Consider the following 19849-nt stretch of genomic DNA (forward strand, 5'->3'; position numbering starts at 1 on the left):
TGTAGTTTAGACTAAACACATTCAATAGATTTATTTTGAATGTTTTACAATGCTACATTTACTATCTCAAATTTACTATTTAAATGAAGAAACATAACTTTAGTGCAGGTCCGTGTATTTTACCACAACCCGTTTTTCAAAAAGCTTCTGAAGCTGTCTTAAATTTTAATGATTTAGGTCTTTCAATATTAGAAATATCGCATAGGAGTAAAGATTTTGTGGAAGTTATGGAAACCGCCCGAAATCTAGCCTTAGAACACCTTGGGTTACAAGAAAAGGGATATAAAGCCTTATTTCTACACGGTGGTGCAAGTCTTCAGTTTCTAATGACGGCATACAATCTCTTAGAAAACAAAGCTGCTTACTTAAATACAGGAACTTGGAGTGATAAAGCTATAAAAGAGGCAAAGGTTTTAGGAGAAGTAGTTGAAGTAGCTAGTTCAAAAAATGAGAATTTCAATTTTATCCCGAAAAACTACAGCATACTTTCAGATGTAGATTATTTTCACTGTACAAGTAACAACACCATCTTTGGCACACAATTGCAAAGTTTCCCCGAAACTAATGTGCCTTTAGTATGCGATATGAGTAGTGATATCTTTTCTCGTCAGTTAGATTTTTCAAAATTTAGTTTAATCTATGCGGGAGCACAAAAAAATATGGGGCCTTCAGGAACTACTCTGGTTGTTATAAAAGAAGAAATTCTAGGTAAAGTTTCTCGAGCTATTCCATCAATGCTTAACTACAAAATGCATATTGAAAAAGACAGTATGTTTAACACCCCTGCTGTTTTTCCAGTTTATGTATCAATGTTAACGCTACAGTGGTTGAAAGATTTAGGAGGCATTTCGGCAATTGAGAAAGTGAATAATCAAAAAGCTAAAATCCTTTATCAAGAAATAGATCGAAATCCATTATTTGAAGGGTTTGTGGTCAATAAAGAAGATCGCTCTAAAATGAATGCCACTTTTAATATTAAGAAACCAGAATTAAAAGATTTCTTTGATAGCCTAGTTAAAGAAGCTGGAATAAGCGGTATTAACGGACATCGAAGTGTTGGGGGTTATCGCGCATCCATGTACAACGCCATGCCATTAGAAAGCGTACAGCTGTTGGTCGAGGTAATGAAAGATTTTGAAAAGCGCGCCTAATTCTAGAGCGAACAGAAGAATTAAAGATTATAAACTTAGTAATATATTTAAATGAAAATATTAGCGAACGACGGAATATCACAAAGCGGAATAAAAATTTTAGAAGCAGAAGGTTTTGAAGTTTTAAAAGTGCACGTAGCTCAAGAACAGCTTCAAAACTACATTAATGAACATAAAATTGATGTGCTTTTAGTTCGAAGTGCAACTAAGGTTAGAAAGAATTTAATAGACAATTGCCCGTCTCTAAAAATTATAGGTCGCGGTGGTGTGGGCATGGATAATATTGATGTTGATTATGCTCTTAAAAACGGACTAGAAGTAATAAACACTCCAGAAGCATCATCTGGCTCTGTAGCCGAACTTGTTTTTGCACATCTATTTGGAGGAGTAAGATATCTACACGACTCTAATAGAAACATGCCTTTAGACGGCGACAGCAGGTTTAAAGAAATGAAAAAGAATTATGCAGGAGGGAGAGAACTGCGCAACAAAACTCTTGGTATTATTGGTTTTGGTAGAATTGGTCGCCAAGTTGCTAAAATAGCTTTAGGTTGTGGGATGAAAGTTATTGCAAGCGATTATGAAGTTGGAGAGGCGGATATCACATTAGAATTTTACGACGGTCAAGAAGTAACCCTAAAAATTAAAACCGCTCCAATTGATAAATTATTAAAAAACAGTGATTTCATCAGCTTACACGTACCTTCCCAATCAGAGTATCTAATCGGGAAGAATGAAATAGCAAAAATGAAAGATGGTGTAGGTATTATAAATGCTTCACGCGGAGGGATACTTGATGAAAACGCACTTTTAGACGCTTTAGAAGATGGTAAAGTATCCTTTGCAGCATTAGATGTTTTTGAAAACGAACCTACTCCTTCAATTAAAGTTCTTATGAACGAAAAAATTTCACTTACACCACATATTGGTGCTGCTACAAATGAAGCTCAAGATAGAATTGGAATAGAACTTGCAAATCGCATTATTTCGATATTGAAGAAATAAGTTAAACATCACTTAAAATTCAATGAAGTAAGGCCAATTTTTATAATTCTAGTCTATTTTTACTTAACTTTACTTGAATTAATCATTTGTAAGTAACCAAAATTTTAAAAAAAGATCATGTCAGGAATTTTAGATTTATTGAATAGTGACCTCGGAAAACAAATTGTAGGAGGCATTAGTAAAGAAACACACCAACCAGAAGATAAAACAGCATCGGTAGTTGCAATGGCAATGCCAATACTAATGGGTGCTATGAAACGCAATGCAAATACCGAAGGCGGTGCTGCAAGTTTAATGAATGCCTTAAACAGCAAGCACGACGGAAGTATTCTAGATAATTTAGGAAGTCTTTTTAGCGGAGGTGTAAATGAAGAAGTAAAAAAAGACGGTGACGGAATTTTAGGCCATGTATTAGGAGGGTCTAAAGACACTGCCGTACACGCTTTATCACAAAAATCAGGCTTAGATTCTAGTTCTGTAACGCAAATTTTACAAGTTGCAGCACCTATTTTATTAGGTTATTTAGGAAAGCAAAAGCAGCAACAAAATGTAAATTCAAATTCTGGAATTGGAGATTTACTAGGTGGCCTAATGGGCGGCGGAAGTGGACAATCTCAACAACAATCTATGATAGAATCTTTACTTGATGGAAATAACGACGGAAGTGTTATTGATGATATCGCAGGAATGGTTCTTGGTGGTGGAAGTCAGAAAAAAGGAGGCTTAGGCAATATTTTAGGTGGCTTCTTTGGGAAATAAACTAGATTTTATAACTATTAAAAATACCGTGCTTTCTAATAAGTTACGGTATTTTTTTTTAAATCATAGTTAAATCCCTTTAGCTTTGTTTTACAATGATTAACTTTGCAAAAATCATAATTCTATGAAAAACCTATTACTCATATTTGCTTTTTCGTTCGCAATTTTAAGTTGTGGAACTGGAAACAAAGCAATTGATAACTCTTCTACGGCAACTACTGAGAGCGATACAATACGTATTGCTAACGATAGTTTGGAATACGAAATAATGATTATTGAGCCTGGTTTCGACTCTTGGCTTATTTCACAACCAAAACCAGGGCATTACGGACAATCTTTTTTAGAATCAAAAAACAGACTTTTTGTTTCAGAATATAACAGTCGCGTGCTACAACCTCAAAATTATTCTAGAAACCTATACACTGAACAAATAAATTACGATACAGCAGTAGATTATGGATATGAAGTAAACTATTTACTGTATAACTACTTCGTTTATTTTCAGCAGAAATACAATCAGAAATTTATAGGAGGAAGAAATTGAAAAAGCTTAAAGAACGTTGGAATGTTGAATCCAACACCCAACTATATATAATTTTTTTAGTTTTTGCTATTACCGGAAGTTCTGCCGCAAAATTAGCTGCACCTGTCACTGAGTTTTTTGGGATTTCAAAGGAAATGGGCTGGTATGTATATTGGCCGTTTAGAATATTAATTATATTCCCTATCTACCAAGTGCTTTTAGTGTTCTTTGGTTGGATTTTTGGTCAGTTTAATTTCTTTTGGACATTTGAAAAGAAAATGCTTCGCAACTTAGGTCTCGGATTTTTAATTAAGGAATGAGTTTTTTTAAGAATCAAATAACGCAACTTCTTACAGCAACAATCTTTTCGATTGCTTTGATGCTTCCTGCTGCAATTCAATTTGCGCATAGTTTCGAAGGTCATAAGCACGAAGTATGTACAGACGTATCGTCACATATTCACGAAAAGCAACTAGACTGTTCGATATTTGATTTTCACTTTTCAATCTTTAATTTTAATCCTCAAGAATTACCTGAGGTTGTAACTATTCACAGTTTCCAAAACACGGAAACTTTATATATTCTTCCTAAAATTGAAGGCGAGTACGCTGCCTACTACCTAAGAGGTCCTCCCCTACACTCTTAATTACCTAGTTACACACTTTTATTAAATCAATTTTAAACTCAAGGAAGACAATTATCCGCTCTTGACAAATATTTATGCTTTTTAGAGTATAGACAGCTTGAGCATTTAATAAACCTTATCCCCAACTATTTTTAAGAAATGAAAAATATTTTATTTTTTGTTGCTGCTCTTATGCTATACACAGCAGCAAACTCACAAAACTCCTTAACTGGAACAATTATATCAAAAAACTCAAACGAACCTTTATTAGCCACAATTTATATCCCACAACTCGAAAAAGGAACTACCTCGGATTTTGATGGCAATTATACCGTAAATAATATACCTGACGGAAACTATAACGTAGTTTACTCGGCATTGGGGTATGCTACTGTCTCGAAGAAAATACTATTTACAAAAGGTAAAACTATTACGAAAGCTATTCAGTTAGAAGAAAGTGCTGTTGAAATGGAAGAGGTAATTATCTCAACACCTTTCCACAAATTACAAAGTGAAAATGTGATGAAAGTAGAACGTGTTTCTACCGAATCATTAAATGCTTCAGGCGCTGTAACTCTTGCAGAAGGCATAAAAAACATAGCGGGAGTTGATGTAATTTCTACTGGTGTAGGAATTGGAAAACCTGTTATTCGAGGTTTGAGCTCCAATCGGGTTCTTACTTATACTCAAGGCGTTCGCTTAGAAAACCAACAATTTGGGGATGAGCACGGACTTGGAATTAATGAAGCAGGAATTGAGAGTGTTGAAGTAATTAAAGGCCCTGCCTCACTTTTATACGGAAGCGATGCATTAGGTGGTGTTCTATACCTAAACCCTGAAAGATTTGCACGATCTGGAGAAACTCACGGAGATTTAAACAGTACTTATTTCTCAAATACTTTAGGAACTTCTACAAACTTAGGGATAAAAACATCTGGTGAAAAACTAAGCTTTTTAGCTCGTGGCTCCTACTCTTCTTTTAGCGATTATAAAACAGGGGCAGATTATCGCGTTACAAACTCTCGTTTTAACGAAAAGGATTTCAAAACTGGGCTGCAGTATTTAGGGAATAAATTTAAATCGACTGTTAGATATAACTACAATCGTTCAAACATCGGAATCCCTGAAGAAATTGGAGAGCAAACACAATCAAAAGATTTAGAATTGCCTTTTCAAGAAGTGGACAATCATATTGTAAGTTTAGACAATACTATTTTCTTCAACAACTCTAGTTTAGATGTAAAAGCAGGATACTTGTTTAACGACCGTAGAGAGTTCGAAGATGATCAATCGACTGCGGCATTGAGATTAAAGTTAAGTACTTTTAATTACGATGTAAAATACCACCTTCCAGAATTAGGTAACTTTGAAACTATTGTTGGTTTACAAGGAATGTTTCAAAACAACAAAAATGAGGGTGAAGAAATTTTAATTCCAGATGCAAAAACTACTGATATCGGTGTTTTCGCTACAACTCACTTTCACTTAGACCAAATTGACTTACAAGCTGGAATTCGATTTGATTCTAGAAAAATTGACAGTGAAGCTGCTCGAAATCCTTTAGAAGAAGATTTCATTCCTGCTTTAGATAAAAACTTCAATAGTTTCGCTGCGGCACTTGGGGCGAAAATGAATTTATTCGAAAAAATTTCAGCTCGGTTAAACCTTGCTAGTGGATTCCGCGCGCCAAACTTAGCCGAATTAACTTCAAACGGTGTACACGAAGGAACAAATAGATTTGAAAGAGGAAATCACAAACTAAAGAGTGAACAAAACTTTCAAACAGACCTTGCCATAGAATATAGAAATGAGCACATCGAAATTTTTGCAAATGGTTTTTACAATGCTGTAAACGATTATATCTTTATTTCTCCTACAGATGAAATTATTGATGAAACTCCAGTTTACGACTACTTACAAGATAACGCCTCGTTATATGGTGGAGAATTCGGGTTTCACTTGCACCCACATCCATTAGACTGGCTTCACTTTGAGAGTAGCTTTGAGACCGTAACAGGGAAATTAAAAAACGACAATTACCTACCACTAATTCCGGCAAATTCACTTCGAAATACCTTTAGAGTAGAATTTCAAGATGGAAAATCTAGAAAGTCAAGCTCGGTGTTTATAACTCTAAAAAATACTTTAGACCAGAAAAACACCGGAAATTTTGAAACAAGAACTGGTGGATATTCACTATTAAGTGCTGGTGTTGAGAGTAGTTTTAAACTCAATAATGTCATGCTGAAGTTGGCTGTAAACGGTACAAACTTAACTAACAAAGAGTACGTTTCGCACCTATCTAGATTTAAGCCAGACGGCATTTTTGATATAGGAAGAAGTGTTAATGTAAAACTGAAAGTAGAAATATAGAAAGTAAATATATGTAGTTAGAGCACAGTTGAAGTTTTACATTTCATACCTATTGTGCTCTAACTACATTAATTATTCATCAACTCTAATTTCAATTGTTTGTGGTGCTGGCTGTTTTTTCCATACAAAAGTATATAACCACATAAGTGTAAATGTTGGAACTATATCGGTAAATGGTAGAATTTCTTCCAAGAACACAATAACAGAAGCTAATTTACCTTCATTACCTTTATACATTTTAGACATTTGCTTAGCTGCCAAAGGTGCCCAAAGCATATCCAAAAATGGTCCGACCACAGGAATAGCCATAGTTGACATCCCTATTAGATCATAAAGTATTCCTTGGCGGAGAAGTTTATATTTTTCGTCTTTCATTATAAGTAATTTTTGTTTCTATATCTAAAACAAAAAACATTCCAAAATATTACTCAAACACCAAAATACTTCTTTTTAAGCGAGTTAACCTTTTTTATTTACTTTAAGAAAGATCGTGACTTATCAGTTTAAGGAATTCGTTTCGAGTTTCAATAGCTTCAAATTGGCCTCTAAAACCAGAAGTAGTAGTTACGCTATTCTGCTTTTGTACTCCTCTCATCATCATACACATGTGTGAAGCTTCAATAACCACAGCAACTCCTTTAGGTTTTAATGTGTTGTTGATACATTCTAAGATATCATGAGTTAACCTCTCCTGCACTTGAAGTCTTCGTGCAAAAACATCTACCACTCTTGGAATTTTACTCAAGCCGACAATATGTCCATCAGGAATGTAAGCTATATGTGCTTTCCCGAAGAAAGGCAGAATATGATGTTCACATAAAGAATATAGTTCAATATCCTTTATTATTACCATATCGTGATATGATTCTGCAAACATTGCACTTTTTAAAATTTCAGCAGGATCTTGATGGTTACCTGAAGTTAAAAACTGAATTGCTTTTGCAGCGCGTTCAGGGGTTTTTACAATTCCTTCACGGTTAACATCTTCTCCTATTGAAGTTAAAATTTTACTGTAATCCTCAATCAAATCGTCGGTTACAGGTTGATCATACTCTTCAAAATATCTATAGGTGGCCATTTATTATATGTTTAATTATTGAAAATCAAAAATAAACACATAAGTCCGAATAAAAACAATATTCCCAATGAGATTGTATTATAGCGTCATAAATAGTACTTTCACGTTTTAAAATTTTGCGATGATTAAAGCTCAAAACATTCATAAATACTACGACAATCTCCACGTTTTAAAAGGAGTTAATCTTCATATTAAAAAAAGTGAAATTGTATCAATTGTAGGTGCTTCAGGTGCAGGTAAAACTACACTACTACAGATTTTAGGTACTTTAGATGCTTTTGATAAATCACAAAGTAAATTAGATATAAACGGAGTAGATATAGGTTCACTTTCTGGGAAAAAATTAGCTAAGTTTCGCAATGAAAATTTAGGGTTTATCTTTCAATTTCATCAGTTACTTCCTGAGTTTACCGCTATAGAAAATGTATGTATTCCTGCCTTTATAAAAAACACACCTAAAGCTGAGGCAATAAAAAGAGCTAAAGAATTACTTTCTTTCTTAGGGCTTTCACACCGTGAAGATCACAAGCCGAATGAACTTTCTGGTGGAGAACAACAACGTGTAGCCGTAGCAAGAGCTTTAATAAATAATCCTGCTATAATTTTAGCGGATGAACCTAGTGGAAATTTAGATACCGAAAGCGCAGAAAACCTTCACAACTTATTCTTTAAATTAAGAGATGAATTTGGACAAACGTTTGTAATTGTTACTCATAACGAAGAGCTTGCAAATATGGCCGATAGAAAATTGGTTATGCAAGACGGAGTAATACTTACTTAAAATTATACGCAACAAAGTATTACAATGAATAAGGCGCAGCTTAAAGAATTTCTCGACGAAAAAGTTATTCTCTACAATAACCCAGATTTTATTGATAGTGACCCCATTCAAATTCCACATTTATTTACGTTAAAAGAAGATATTGAAATTGCAGGGTTTTTAGTTGCAACTATAGCCTGGGGAAACAGAAAAAGTATCATCAATAACGGACATCGTTTAATGGATATTATGGGTAATTCGCCTTACGACTTCATAATGAATCTAGATGAAGACGATTCTGAAAAGCTTGACGGTTTTGTACATCGTACTTTTAATAGCGACGATTTGTTCTACTTTTTAAAATCACTTCAAAACATTTATAGCAATCACGGCGGATTGGAGCGTGTTTTTGCAAAATATTCCGAAGAAGATTCTGTACAAACTGCCATTCATCAGTTCAAGAAAGTATTTTTCGAACTTCCACATCTTCCTCGTACTCAAAAGCACGTTAGCGACCCTTTAAAAAATTCAGCCGCCAAACGAATAAATATGTTCTTACGTTGGATGGTAAGAAATGATAATGCTGGTGTAGATTTTGGAATTTGGAATTCCATCTCCCCTTCCCAACTTTCTTGTCCTTTAGATGTGCATAGTGGAAATGTAGCTAGAAAATTAAAGCTTTTAAAACGCAAACAAAACGACGGTAAAGCTTTGGCCGCACTTGATGCTTCCCTTAGAAAATTAGACCCAAAAGACCCCGTTAAATACGATTTCGCGTTATTTGGACTTGGAGTTTTTGAACAATTTTGACAAGCAATTTAACACATTGCTAAGCCTTGTCTTTTCTTGATTTTTTAATGTGAAAAATTGTATATTTACGTTTAATTAAAAAATGTCATTTATTTGATATTTTTAACAAAGTATACAAAGTCTTGATAGAGCCTCGAATTCCTATTGATGAAGAACAACGTCTTGAAGCAGTGCGGTCTTATGATTTATTAGACACTTTACCTGAAAGAGACTTTGACAACCTTACATTAGTTACCGCTACTGTTTGTGATGTGCCTATTTCATTGGTTACCTTAGTAGAATCCGACAGAAACTTTTTGAAATCGCATTACGGGATTCCCTTTAATGAGAGCCCAAGAAACACTTCTTTTTGTGGCCACGCCATATTAGATGATTCTAGTATTTTTATAGTTGAAGACGCTAGAAAAGACCCTCGATTTGTAGATAATCCGCTTGTTACCGAAATGAATGCTATTTTTTATGCTGGCGTTCGACTAATAAACTCCGATGGGTATCCTTTAGGTACTTTGTGTGTTTTCGACACTAAACCTCGTAAACTTACTTCCAAACAGAAAAAGGCGCTAATCGCTTTAGCGTTTCAAGTGGTTAATCTCTTTGAAGCTAAAAAGCGAAATAGAGAATTAATGGTTATTCAAAATGAATTGAAGGAGAAAAACGAAGAACTTAAAAACTTCGCAGGAATGGTTTCTCACGATATGAAAATGCCACTCGCCAATATGATTATCACCTCAGATATGCTTCGCAGTAAATACGGTCAATATCTCGACGACCAAGGCAAGCAATATTTGGAATATATAAAGCAATCCTCTTTTACTTTAAGTGAATACATCACTGGAATGCTTGAACATTACGAGAGTGACAAAACAGCTTCTTTAAGTGAAGAAGTTTTTGACAGTCACGATCTTTTAGAAGATATTATCGAACTTCTTAATATTAATTATGATTGTGAAATAAATCTTCCTGAAGAAAACATCGAGATGAAGGCAAATAGAGCTGCCTTAGAACAGATTACATTAAATTTAATCACCAATAGTCTAAAATATAACGATAAAGAAACTATCGTAATAGATATCAATTGTTGGAAAGAAAGAGGCTATTACTATTTTACAATCACCGATAATGGTGTAGGGATTGAAAAGGATAAGCTTAAAAGCATCTTCAACCTTTTTGAAACTGTTGGCGAATTAGACCGATATGGGAAAAAAGGGAACGGAATTGGCCTTTCTACGGTTAAAAAATTAGTGAATAAATTAGGGGGTGATATCGAGGTTACCTCAGAAAAAGGAAAAGGAACAACTTTTAAATTTTACATTAAAAAAACGAAAAAGAAGCCCCCTAAACAACTAAAGGAAAATTAAATGGTTTTAGGCTAGTAAACTAGTCGTTATTAAGTTCCGTTTTTTATCTTTGAATTTATAATTTTAGGAATGCAGTTTAAACACCCAGAAATTCTTTACGCTCTTTTCCTGCTGCTGATACCGATATTTATTCATCTTTTTCAACTTCGGCGATTTCAAAAAGTAGCGTTTACCAATGTTGCTTTTCTAAAAAAAATAAACATACAAACTCGTAAAAGTTCGCAGCTAAAAAAATGGCTAACACTTTTAATGCGCCTATTGGCAATGGCTGCACTTATTTTTGCCTTCGCACAACCTTTTACAGCTTCAAAAACTGCTTTAAAAAACGAAAAAGAAACGGTAATTTATATAGACAATTCGTTTAGTATGCAAGCAAAAGGGAATCAAGGCCCACTGCTTGAACGCGCTTTACAAGATTTGTTTGAGAAATCTGAAACCTCTGAAAAACTAAGCTGGTTTACCAATAATGCTCAACGAAAAAACACTTCGGCTCAAGACTTTAAAAACGAAATACTCTCTGTAGCATACTCACAAAATCAACTCACTCCCTCTCAAGTATTGCTGAAGGCAAATCAGCTTTTTTCTAATGAAAAGGATGTAATTAAAAGATTGATCTATATTTCAGACTTTCAACAAAAAGAAGCTTTTCCTACTATTTCAGACGAAATAATTGTAGATGCAGTACAGTTAAAACCTGTAAAACACTCAAATATCGCTATCGACAGCGTTTATATCACTTCAAAAAATGCTTCTACTATTCAGTTACAGGTAAAAGCTTCAAAATCTGGGGATGATTTTTCAGAGGCTCCAATTTCACTGTACGACAATAACAAGTTAGTTGCAAAAACTGCAGTTGACTTTTCAACTAGCACAAATGGCACTGTTACTTTCGACATAGATAATTCAGAAGAATTTACTGGAAAGCTTCAGGTTACCGATCCTAATTTAACTTTTGACAACACACTATTCTTCAATATCAACAAACCAGAAAAAATTAAGGTTTTAGCCATTAATGAAACGAATGGCAATTTCTTAAAACGCTTGTTAGAAAAAGAAGAATTTCAATTTACGCAACAAACGTTCAAAACACTTAATTACAACGAAATTCCTAATCAGAATTTTATAATTTTAAACGAGTTAGAAGAGATTCCAGCTTCATTAAGTACTGCTTTAAAATCGTTTAGCGATAATGGCGGGAGTATTCTTATAATTCCTAATCCTGAAGTCGATGTAAACAGTTATAACAACCATCTATTAACACTTGGATTAGGAAGTATTTCAACAGTAAATTCACAAGAGAAAAAGATTACAAACATTGTTTTTTCACACCCCTTATTTAAAGATGTATTTGAAAAAGAAGTAACAAATTTTCAATATCCTAAGGTTAGTTCATTTTATACTATTTCAACCAATGCTACCCCAGCGATAAGGTTTGAGGACAACCAACCATTTTTACTTCAAAAAAACAAAACGTATTTATTTACTTCAGCAATAAACAAGGAGAATTCTAATTTTCAAAACTCGCCATTAATAGTTCCCACGATCTACAATATGGCCTTACAAAGTTTACCCCTTCCACACCTCTATTATACTATTGGTGAGCAGAATTCAGTTGCAGTACCTGTAAAACTAGGGCAAAACGAAATTTTAAAAGTAAAAGATAGTATAAGTCAGTTTATTCCATTGCAGCAAACAAAAGCTAATTATGTATTAATAACTACTACTGAAGAGCCTACAAATGCTGGAAACTATCAAATTGTAAAGGAAAACGAATTTTTAGAAAATATAAGTTATAATTATAGTCGAAGCGAAAGTGAACTACTCTATTTAAATCCAGACGAATGGAATGCTGTAAATGTGTACAGCTCTATAGATAATCTCTTCGAATCGATAACAGAAGCAAATTCTATCAACAGTTTTTGGAAATGGTTTGCTATTTTTGCACTGCTCTTTTTGCTTTTTGAAATGCTAATCTTAAAGTTTATTAAATAGAAAGAGAAAAAAGAAATTAATCTTAATATATGAAGATACTACTTAAATCCGCAACTATTATTGATGAAGCTAGTAAGCATCACTTAAAGAAACGCGATGTATTAATAGAGAATGGTACAATTTCTAAAATTGCCGCTAAAATTCCTTCTTCGGAAAAGGTTAAGGAAATTTCATTGAAAAATCTTCATATCTCACAAGGATGGTTTGACAGCAGTGTTTCTTTTGGAGAGCCAGGTTTTGAAGAGCGTGAAAACGTTGAAAATGGATTGAAAACAGCTGCATACAGCGGGTTTACAAGTGTTGCGGTAAACGCCAACTCATTTCCTGTAACAGATAGTAAAGGGCATATAAAGTTTCTAAAAAGTAAAGGCGAAGGAAATGCCGTTAGCCTCTACCCTATTGGTGCACTTACAACCGGTAGTAAAGGAGTTGACTTAGCCGAACTATACGATATGCAAAATGAAGGCGCAGTAGCTTTCTACGATTATAAGAATCCTGTTTCTAATGCCAATTTGCTTAAAATCGCGTTGCAGTACACACAAAACTTTGACGGGCTAGTACAATCATTTCCATTTGATAAATCGGTGGCTAAAAATGGGGTGGTTAACGAAGAAGAAAATAGCACTAAACTTGGCTTAAAAGGTATTCCAGCTCTTTCTGAAGAACTTCAGGTTATTCGTGACTTGTATCTGTTAGAATACACAGGTGGAAAACTTCACATCCCGACAATTTCTACAAAGAAATCGGTAGAACTAATTAGAGCAGCCAAGAAAAAAGGACTAAATGTAAGCTGTAGCGTAAGTATTTTCAATATAATATTAACCGATGATGTTTTGGAAGAGTTTGACACAAACTTTAAACTACTTCCTCCTCTTCGTACAAATGAAGACACTAAAGCCTTAATTAAAGGTTTAAAAGACGGAACTATTGACGCTATTACAAGTGACCATAATCCAATAGACATCGAGCACAAAAAAATAGAATTCGACCACGCTTACTTTGGAAGTATAGGTCTAGAATCTTGTTTTGGCGCAATTAACTCAGTTTTAGGAGTTGAAGATTCTGTTAAGAAACTTACAGGCTTAAAAGATGAATTTAAAATCGCATCAGAAGCTATAGAAGAAGGTAATACCGCTTCAATTACATTGTTTAATCCAGATGATAATTGGGTATTTTCTGAAGAAAATATACTTTCTACTTCCAAAAACGCAGCACTTTTAGGACAAAAACTCAAAGGAAAAGCTTATGGGATTTATTCAAATAACCAGTTGATTTTAAATAAATAATGAAGACTTCTCCTCCAGGCAAATCAACTGCTATGATTGCCTATGCTCCCATTGTAGGATTTATAATTGCTTATTTTATAAATCGCGATGAAAATCACAAATTTCCTACTTGGCATATAAAAAACATGTTCGGCTTGGTATTGCTATTTATGTCATCCCTGGTTATACAATCGCGAATAGACACAAAAACTGGTGATATTATATGGTTTGTGACCTTTGTACTTTGGGTTTACAGTTGGATTATGGCTTATAAAAACCAAAAAAAAGGAATCCCTTTTTTAAGTGAGAAATTTCAACAATGGTTTACGTTCTTAAATTGAAACTATTGGTTATCTTTAGCTTATCATAAATTTATAATTAAATTTTTATATTATGGAAAAAGCTTCAGATGATGGTAAAACAGTTGCAATTATCTCATATATCACTCTAATAGGTTGGATTATTGCACTTATAATGAACAACGGTAATAAAACCCCGTTAGGAACTTTTCACGTTCGCCAATCGTTAGGAATTATGTGTGTGGGTGTGGTGTTTGCAATAATTTCTGGTTTTCTAAACTTATGGATTCTTTCATCCATAGTGAATATTGGAGTTTTAGTACTGTGGATTCTTGGATTAGTTAGCGCTGTTCAAGGTGAAATGAAACCCGTGCCGCTATTAGGCGAACAATTTCAAGAATGGTTTAAAGGAATCTAAATTATTTAAAACAATATTTAAACAGACCTTTTCTTCTGAAGTACTTTCAGATTGAAAGGTCTTGCTTATTTTTGCAACTTATGGAAAAACAAACTTTACTTTTAGAACACAACTATAGGGCCGCTAAAAACACTTCGGGAAAGGCACCAGTAATTATAATGCTACACGGATTTGGAAGTGATGAAAACGACTTATTCTCATTCGCTTCTGAACTCCCAGAAAAATATGCTATCATCTCTTTAAAAGCACCTATAAAACTTGAGCCATACGGAAATGCTTGGTACAATATCTATTTTGATAACGACCAAGGAAAATTTAGTGATGACGTACAAGCCATTAGCTCTAGAGAATTGGTTGCAAAATGTATCGATAGTGTAGTTGAAAAATACAATGTAGATGAAAATAATGTAACCCTACTTGGTTTTAGTCAAGGAACAATTTTGAGTTTTGCTGTAGCTTTAAGCTATCCAGAAAAAGTGAAAAATGTTATTGGCTTAAGCGGTTATATCAACGAAGAGATTTTAAAAGCAGGCTATAAAAACAACGATTTTAGTCATTTAAACGTCTATACTTCTCACGGAAGCGTAGACCAAGTTATTCCCGTTCAATGGGCCAGAAAGACAGAGCCGTTTCTAAAAAATTTAAATATAAACTGTGCTTATTCAGAATACCCTGTTGGCCACGGCGTAGCCCCACAAAACTTCCACGACTTCAAAACTTGGCTAGAAAAGGTTAGTTGAGAAGTTGGAAGTTGGAAGTTAGAAGTTAGAAGTTAGAAGTTAGTAGTTAGAAGTTGGAAGTGAGAGGCTATACACTGATTCTAGTCTCTAGCCTTTAGTTTCTTTCTCTTGTGAAAACTACGAAGTGAAGAATAAATTCTAAACAACAAATTCCAAATTCCAAAATCAAAAATCTTCATTCCTAATTCTGCATTCTGAATTCATAATTAATAATAGATTTGAGACTTGAGAAGCTAGATGCTAGAGGCTAGATTCTAGGCGTTAAGTCTTGGCTCTTGATTCTAGTGGTGATTTATTAGTTGGTAGTGAATAAATAAATTCTTAACTCAAAAATCGTAAATCATCTTTCATAATTCTGTATTCTGAATTCATAATTAATAAGAGACGGGAGATTTGAGATGCTAGAGGCTAGAGGCTAGATTCTAGACGTTAAGTCTTGGCTCTTAAATCTAGTGGTGAGAGGTGAGAGATGAGTTGGTAGTTTGTAGTGGATGGATAAATTTCAAATTCCAAATTCCAAAATCATAAATCTTCATTCATAATAAATAATAGATGTGAGATTTGAGATTTGAGACGCTAGAGGCTAGACACTAATTCTAGTCTCTAGCCTCTAGTTTCTTTCTCTTGTGAAAAGTACGAAGTGAAGAATAAATTCCAAATTACAAAATCATAATTCATAATTCTGAATTCCTAATTCCTAATTCCTAATTCTGATACAGAAAAGATGCTATTGGAGTAAGGTCTAGATCGCCGTTTTCTTTGAAGTAATATTCTAAAATCATTTCACCCCAGAATTTACCATCTGTAAAGTCGGCTTGAATCCATTTGTGGTTTAGGAATTTTACTTTGTTAATCTTCATATCACCATTCATACCTTCAAAAGGCACCAATGGATTATTACCTTTCTGTAGATTGAAATCGTAGATTTTTTCAGTAATCATAGTCTCCACATCAGCAGCTTCATACCCTAACCTTTCTAAATAGGTCATTGCATTTTCATTGCCTTGTAAGGTGAAGTAATTAAGATTGTGGTTTTCAAGACTAAGTACCTCTAAAGAATCTTCAGCTTTGTTTGCTTTTTCTCTAAGTTCTTCGATTTTGTTTTCTTGTCTTTCAAAAATTTTCTTCTGATTCATATACTGAAAAAGAATCAACAGTAGAACAAATAGAAACAGGTACAAATAAATATTCTTTCTCATGTAATTATATATTAATCTTTAGTGTATCGTAAGCCAAATGAGCGTTTTTAGGAAGCTTCTTTTCTACTTCTTCATGAAAACCCATTATATGACTGATATGTGTAAAATACGTTTTTTCTGGTTTTACCTTTTCAACAAACTCGAGTGCTTCCGTTAAATTAAAATGCGAATAGTGAGGCTCTTCGCGTAGCGCGTTTACTACCAAAACCTTAGTTCCCTTCACTTTTTCAATTTCTTCGTCAGATATCGTTTTTACATCGGTTAAATATGTAAAATCTTCAACGCGAAATCCTAATACTGGAAGCTTATCGTGCATCGCTTCAATAGGAATAACTTTTTTCCCTCCGATGGTGAAAGGTGTATTCTTATCTATTTCAATTGCTTCAATACTTGGAGCACCTGGATATTTATTTTCTGTGGCAAAAATATATGCGAACCGTTCCCGTAGGGATTTAAAAACACGCTTATCTGCATAAAAAGGCATAGTGCCATGTCTAAAATTGAAAGGGCGAATATCGTCTAAACCTGCAGTATGGTCACTGTGTTCGTGAGTGATAAGAATACCATCTACTTTGGAAACATTTTCTCGAAGCATTTGATATCTGAAATCGGGCCCACAATCAATTACAAAATTATAATCATCCCAAGACATTAACGCAGAAACTCTTAAGCGTTTATCCTTTGGGTCTTTACTTAAACAAACCTCGTGTTTACTCCCAATTACAGGGATTCCCTGAGATGTTCCAGTTCCTAAAAATGTAACTGTGATTGTAGATTTCATTCCCGCAAAAATAATAGTATTTTTTTTGTTTACCTATTGTATTTGCTACCTTTGTTAATAAGAATAAATAGAACGTACTATGCCGGAATCCATACTAGGAGATAAGGAGTTTGAGAACATACCATCCATAAAAAGCAAAGCTTTAAGAATAAACCTTAATGAAAACATTTATGGCACTTTCGCTGAAATTGGTGCTGGACAAGAAACTGTTCGAAACTTTTTTAGAGCTGGAGGTGCATCGGGGACTGTAGCTAAAACGATGTCGGCATACGACAAAGATTTTAGCGATGCTATTTATGGTGTTGAAGACGACGGTAGATACGTTACAGAGTCTAGACTACAAAAAATGCTTACACACGAATTCGATCTTATTGAAGAACGAATCGATCGTGTAAAACATCCCAATAGACTTTTCTTTGCTTTTGCAAACACTGTTGCAACAATAGATTTTGCTAAAAAATATAAAGGCCACGGTTGGGTAGGTCTTCGTTTTCAAATAGACCCTACCGAACCTTATAATGAAATTACACTTCATATTCGTTTTCACGAAAATGATGCACAATTGCAACAAGTAACCTTAGGAAAACTTGGAGTAAACCTTATATACGGCGCATATTATAAATACGATGAGCCTAATAAACTTTTACGTTATTTATACGACCACATAGACCAAGATAAAATTGAAATAGATACGATAAACTTTTACGGTCCACGTTTTGAAAATGTAGATAATAGGTTGATGAGTCTGCAGCTTATTAAAAATGGAATGACCGACGCTGTAATGTTTGATGCTAGTGGATATAACGTGTTACCCGCTAAAATTCTTTATAAGAAAAACATTCTAGCCTTACGTGGAAGTTTTAGACCTGTAACCAAGGTAAACATCGATATGTTTAAGCATTCTTATGAAATGTTTTTAAATGAAAACAGAGTTGATAAGAATAAGACGGAGGTGATTTTTGAAATTACACTTTCTAATTTACGTGCCGATGGAGAGATTGATGAAGAAGACTTTATGGATAGAGCAAAACTACTTTGTTCGTTAGGCCATACAGTTATGATTTCAAACTTTCAGGAATACTACAAGCTGGTTGAATATTTCGCGCGTTACACCAAATTGCGAATGGGTCTAGCGATGGGCGTAAGTAATTTGATTGATATTTTTGATGAAAAATACTATCGTCACTTAAGCGGGGGAATTCTTGAAGCTTTTGGAAAATTATTCTTTAAAGACCTTAAGGTTTATTTATACCCAATGAAAGATTCTGAAACCGGGGAGTATATTAATAGTGAAAACCTAAAAGTTCATCCACGAATGAAGGAGTTGTACAAATTCTTTAAATACAACGGAAAAGTTGTAGATATTAAAGATTACAATCCAGAACACATGGATATTTTTTCAAGAGAAGTCTTACATATGATTGAAGAAAACAAAGACGGCTGGGAAGAAATGTTACCAGCCGGTGTCTCTGAAACTATTAAGAAAAAGAGATTATTTAACTATAATCCCCATCCCGAAGAAATAAAAGATTAATCTTCCAGGATTTGAGCTGCGTGATCTTTAGTTTTTACTTTATCAATTACGCGCTCTATTATACCTTCTTCATTAATTATGAAAGTTTTGCGGTGAATACCATCGTATTCTCTCCCCATAAACTTTTTTGGACCCCAAACTCCAAATCCATTAAGCACCTCTTTATTTTCATCGGCTAATAGAGGAAATGGCAATTTGTACTTTTCTTTAAAATTTGTTTGTCGCTTTTCACTATCGGCGCTCACTCCTAAAAGCTCGTAACCTTGATCTTGTAGCGCTTGATAATTATCTCTCAAATTGCAAACCTCTGCCGTACAACCAGGTGTACTAGCTTTTGGATAGAAAAAAACTACCCATTTTTTACCTTTATAATCCTCAGACGATATAGGATTTCCACTTTGATCGTTAACTTTAAAATTTGGCGCCTTATCGCCAGCTTGTAATGTTTTCATTATCCTTATTTTTGTATAAAAGTACTTAAAATGACAAAGAAAGAAAAGGTTGAATTCGTTATAGATACGTTAAACAACCTTTACCCACAAATACCTGTACCGCTAGATCACAAGGATCCGTACACATTATTAATCGCGGTACTGCTATCGGCGCAAAGCACAGATGTACGTGTTAATCAAATTACACCCTTGCTGTTTGAAGTTGCCGATAATCCGTACGATATGGTTAAACTCTCTGTTGAAGAAATAAGAGAAATAATTAAACCCGTAGGGCTATCTCCTATGAAATCAAAAGGAATACATGGTCTTTCACAGATATTGATTGAAAAATACAACGGGGTGGTTCCGGCAGATATAGAAATCTTAAAAACTTTCCCGGCCGTAGGACATAAAACTGCTAGCGTTGTTGTAAGCCAAGCATTTAATATTCCAGCGTTTCCTGTAGATACACATATACACAGACTAATGTATCGTTGGGGCTTTTCTAATGGGAAAAATGTAGTGCAAACCGAAAAAGATGCGAAGCGATTATTTCCTAAGGATTTATGGAATAAACTTCACCTTCAAATGATCTGGTATGGAAGGCAATACTCCCCTGCTCGCGGATGGGACTTAGAGAAAGATATCATCACAAAAACAATTGGCAGAAAATCGGTAATTAACGAGTATTGGAATAAGAAAAAGAAGTAGTTTTTATACTGCTTTTCAGATTCAACCTCAGCCTCAA

22 protein-coding genes are annotated in these 19849 nt (G+C 34.2%); 17 read left to right on the forward strand and 5 right to left on the reverse strand.

From position 1 onward, the window contains the following. Positions 1–83: 83 nt before the first annotated feature. The 7 genes from serC (at position 84) to G3A46_RS07375 (ending at position 6436) form a co-directional block, all read left to right on the forward strand. Positions 84–1151: a 3-phosphoserine/phosphohydroxythreonine transaminase gene (gene serC / locus G3A46_RS07345; protein WP_165148213.1), complete on the forward strand. Its 1068-nt coding sequence runs from the start codon at positions 84–86 to the stop codon at positions 1149–1151. A gap of 51 nt (positions 1152–1202) precedes the next feature. Next, a complete protein-coding gene (locus G3A46_RS07350; RefSeq protein ID WP_165148216.1) occupies positions 1203–2156 on the forward strand; it encodes a D-2-hydroxyacid dehydrogenase in 954 nt (317 codons plus the stop codon). Between the two features lie 117 nt (positions 2157–2273). Next, complete coding sequence (locus G3A46_RS07355) at positions 2274–2915, forward strand: DUF937 domain-containing protein (RefSeq protein ID WP_165148217.1); 642 nt, start codon at positions 2274–2276, stop codon at positions 2913–2915. 124 nt (positions 2916–3039) lie between these two features. Next, on the forward strand, positions 3040–3459 hold the full coding sequence (locus G3A46_RS07360) for a DUF6146 family protein (protein ID WP_165148219.1): 420 nt from the start codon (positions 3040–3042) through the stop codon (positions 3457–3459). Beyond that, positions 3456–3758, forward strand: coding sequence for a DUF6787 family protein (locus tag G3A46_RS07365; protein WP_165148221.1), 303 nt, complete (start codon positions 3456–3458; stop codon positions 3756–3758). The genes G3A46_RS07360 and G3A46_RS07365 overlap by 4 nt, the downstream gene beginning before the upstream one ends. Then, on the forward strand, positions 3755–4084 hold the full coding sequence (locus G3A46_RS07370; RefSeq protein ID WP_165148223.1) for a hypothetical protein: 330 nt from the start codon (positions 3755–3757) through the stop codon (positions 4082–4084). Before G3A46_RS07365 ends, G3A46_RS07370 begins: the two co-directional genes overlap by 4 nt. 138 nt (positions 4085–4222) lie before the next feature. Further along, entirely contained in the window at positions 4223–6436 is a 2214-nt protein-coding gene (locus G3A46_RS07375; protein WP_165148225.1) for a TonB-dependent receptor, read from the forward strand. Positions 6437–6508: 72 nt separating this feature from the next. Here G3A46_RS07375 and G3A46_RS07380 read toward each other — a convergent pair whose 3' ends face one another. Together G3A46_RS07380 and folE are read right to left on the reverse strand one after the other, a co-directional pair. Continuing rightward, positions 6509–6811 carry a hypothetical protein gene (locus tag G3A46_RS07380; RefSeq protein ID WP_165148227.1) on the reverse strand — a complete coding sequence of 101 codons (303 nt, stop codon included), beginning with the start codon at positions 6809–6811 and terminating at the stop codon, positions 6509–6511. Positions 6812–6914: 103 nt separating this feature from the next. Then, positions 6915–7514, reverse strand: a complete 600-nt coding sequence (folE, locus tag G3A46_RS07385) for a GTP cyclohydrolase I FolE (protein WP_165148229.1) — start codon at positions 7512–7514, stop codon at positions 6915–6917. Between the two features lie 121 nt (positions 7515–7635). Between folE and G3A46_RS07390 the strand changes: the two genes are divergently transcribed. The 8 genes from G3A46_RS07390 (at position 7636) to G3A46_RS07425 (ending at position 15156) form a co-directional block, all read left to right on the forward strand. After that, positions 7636–8295 (forward strand): ABC transporter ATP-binding protein, encoded by a 660-nt coding sequence (locus G3A46_RS07390; RefSeq protein ID WP_139854847.1) that lies wholly within the window; start codon positions 7636–7638, stop codon positions 8293–8295. Between the two features lie 24 nt (positions 8296–8319). Beyond that, entirely contained in the window at positions 8320–9084 is a 765-nt protein-coding gene (locus G3A46_RS07395) for a TIGR02757 family protein (protein WP_165148231.1), read from the forward strand. A gap of 122 nt (positions 9085–9206) precedes the next feature. Next, the gene (locus G3A46_RS07400) at positions 9207–10442 is read left to right on the forward strand and encodes a GAF domain-containing sensor histidine kinase (RefSeq protein WP_165148233.1); all 1236 of its coding nucleotides are present in this window, start codon (positions 9207–9209) and stop codon (positions 10440–10442) included. A 69-nt stretch (positions 10443–10511) separates the two neighbouring features. Continuing rightward, complete coding sequence (locus tag G3A46_RS07405) at positions 10512–12434, forward strand: BatA domain-containing protein (RefSeq protein ID WP_165148236.1); 1923 nt, start codon at positions 10512–10514, stop codon at positions 12432–12434. A gap of 29 nt (positions 12435–12463) precedes the next feature. Continuing rightward, positions 12464–13720 (forward strand): dihydroorotase, encoded by a 1257-nt coding sequence (locus tag G3A46_RS07410; protein ID WP_165148238.1) that lies wholly within the window; start codon positions 12464–12466, stop codon positions 13718–13720. Further along, the gene (locus G3A46_RS07415; RefSeq protein ID WP_165148241.1) at positions 13720–14040 is read left to right on the forward strand and encodes a hypothetical protein; all 321 of its coding nucleotides are present in this window, start codon (positions 13720–13722) and stop codon (positions 14038–14040) included. Before G3A46_RS07410 ends, G3A46_RS07415 begins: the two co-directional genes overlap by 1 nt. 52 nt (positions 14041–14092) lie before the next feature. Then, entirely contained in the window at positions 14093–14416 is a 324-nt protein-coding gene (locus G3A46_RS07420) for a hypothetical protein (RefSeq protein WP_165148244.1), read from the forward strand. Positions 14417–14496: 80 nt separating this feature from the next. Continuing rightward, the gene (locus G3A46_RS07425; RefSeq protein WP_165148247.1) at positions 14497–15156 is read left to right on the forward strand and encodes an alpha/beta fold hydrolase; all 660 of its coding nucleotides are present in this window, start codon (positions 14497–14499) and stop codon (positions 15154–15156) included. A 704-nt stretch (positions 15157–15860) separates the two neighbouring features. Here G3A46_RS07425 and G3A46_RS07430 read toward each other — a convergent pair. Further along, positions 15861–16355 carry a hydrolase gene (locus G3A46_RS07430; RefSeq protein WP_165148250.1) on the reverse strand — a complete coding sequence of 165 codons (495 nt, stop codon included), beginning with the start codon at positions 16353–16355 and terminating at the stop codon, positions 15861–15863. A gap of 4 nt (positions 16356–16359) precedes the next feature. Further along, entirely contained in the window at positions 16360–17136 is a 777-nt protein-coding gene (locus tag G3A46_RS07435) for an MBL fold metallo-hydrolase (protein ID WP_165148253.1), read from the reverse strand. A gap of 79 nt (positions 17137–17215) precedes the next feature. Here G3A46_RS07435 and G3A46_RS07440 point away from each other — a divergent pair, with 79 nt between their 5' ends. Continuing rightward, positions 17216–18670 (forward strand): TonB-dependent receptor, encoded by a 1455-nt coding sequence (locus G3A46_RS07440; RefSeq protein WP_165148256.1) that lies wholly within the window; start codon positions 17216–17218, stop codon positions 18668–18670. On the opposite strand, the gene bcp is transcribed toward G3A46_RS07440, so the two are convergent. Further along, positions 18667–19122, reverse strand: coding sequence for a thioredoxin-dependent thiol peroxidase (gene bcp, locus G3A46_RS07445; RefSeq protein WP_139854858.1), 456 nt, complete (start codon positions 19120–19122; stop codon positions 18667–18669). The two genes, G3A46_RS07440 and bcp, sit on opposite strands and share 4 nt — an antisense overlap. Positions 19123–19152: 30 nt before the next feature. On the opposite strand from bcp, the gene nth reads away from it, so the two are divergent. Beyond that, complete coding sequence (nth, locus tag G3A46_RS07450) at positions 19153–19812, forward strand: endonuclease III (RefSeq protein WP_165148259.1); 660 nt, start codon at positions 19153–19155, stop codon at positions 19810–19812. Positions 19813–19849 lie beyond the last annotated feature (37 nt).

Source organism: Aequorivita sp. KMM 9714 (assembly GCF_011065475.1).
GTDB lineage: Bacteria > Bacteroidota > Bacteroidia > Flavobacteriales > Flavobacteriaceae > Aequorivita > Aequorivita sinensis.